Annotated in this window: 1 protein-coding gene; it reads left to right on the forward strand. The window is 62.3% G+C overall.

Annotation, left to right across the window (positions count from 1 at the left end):
- Positions 1 to 111: 111 nt before the first annotated feature.
- On the forward strand, positions 112 to 1,308 hold the full coding sequence (locus tag DFO68_RS15395) for an IS4 family transposase (RefSeq protein WP_166637597.1): 1,197 nt from the start codon (positions 112 to 114) through the stop codon (positions 1,306 to 1,308).
- Positions 1,309 to 1,333 lie beyond the last annotated feature (25 nt).

Consider the following 1,333-nt stretch of genomic DNA (forward strand, 5'->3'; position numbering starts at 1 on the left):
CTGAGGGATCCCCACGAAATAGATAAGAAAATCAGGATGATATGATTGAAAAGACCTGCATGGGTCGGCATGTTGTTAATTGCGAAACAAACAATATGCCTAAGGAGACCCATGCAGGCCCCTCGATTCTTGCATACTCTGCTGACCTCATCACTCCCCTCGATCCATGCCAAGCGCCTGCAGGCACTGCTCGACACGGTCGGTGCTCTGCTGGGCGAGCGCCGCCTGGGCTTGACCGCCTTGGGCCGCGCCTTGCCGGGGCCGGCGGATACCAAGCACACCATCAAGCGAGTCGATCGGTTGCTGGGCAACCCTCACCTGCACCAGGAACGGCCACTGTTTTATTGGCTCGTGGCGTCGCTGCTGATCGGCCACATGACCCGCCCGCTGATTCTGGTGGACTGGTCGCCGATCGATGACCGAGGCCAACAGTTCCTGCTGCGTGCCGCGGTTCCCTTCGCCGGGCGCTCGCTGCCGATCTTCGAGAAGGTCCACCACAAGGATGGCTGCCAACACTGTGAGGCGTACTTGTTGGCCGCCCTCGCCGAGGTGCTGCCGGACAACGCCACGCCGATCCTGGTCACCGATGCGGGCTTTCGTAATCCCTGGTTCGAGGCGGTTGAGGCGCGTGGTTGGTACTACGTCGGTCGGGTGCGTAGCCCGGTTCGCTGCCAGCTGCCAGGGCATGAGTGGCAGCCTGTGGCAGACCTGTTTCCGCAAGCGACATCGGCACCGCGGGCGCTGGGTTCCGTCCAGATCGCTGAAAGTAACCCGCTCACCACACGGATGGTGCTCTACCACCGGCCACCACAAGGACGCAAGCATCGCAACAAGCGCGGACAGGTCTCCCGGGACGGCCGCAGCCGGACGATGGCCCAACGCCAGAAGGAGCCCTGGGTGCTGGTCAGCAACCTGCCAGATCGCTCAACGTTGGCCAACAAGCTGGTGGCCATCTACCGGCAGCGCATGCAGATCGAAGAGGGTTTTCGTGACGTCAAGAGCCCCTTGTTCGGGCTGGGCTTCGGCATGCATCAGTCTCGCCAGGGCAAGCGCATCGAGATCCTGCTGCTGATCGCCATGCTGGCGAACGTGGCCGTGATGGTGGCCGGCTTGCAGGTCCAGGCCAACGGGCAACAGCAGCGCTACCAGAGCAACAGTATCCGGCACCGGAACGTGCTGTCCGTGTGGCGTCTGGGACTGGAGTGGCTTCGCCGTCAACGGCCCGGCGCCGTGCCCTGGCCCTCCTGGAAAATCCTCCGAGAGAGCCTTCGCGAAGAGGTCAAAGAGCAGGCATTATGCGACGAATAACACAAAATTCGTGGGGATCCGCCAG

This window comes from Halomonas ventosae (assembly GCF_004361885.1).
Taxonomy (GTDB): Bacteria; Pseudomonadota; Gammaproteobacteria; order Pseudomonadales; family Halomonadaceae; genus Halomonas; species Halomonas ventosae_C.

What these genes read in the sequence shown, in the direction of transcription:
- DFO68_RS15395 (WP_166637597.1), top strand. Translation starts at nt 112, where the DNA reads ATGCAGGCCCCTCGATTCTTGCATACTCTGCTGACCTCATCACTCCCC.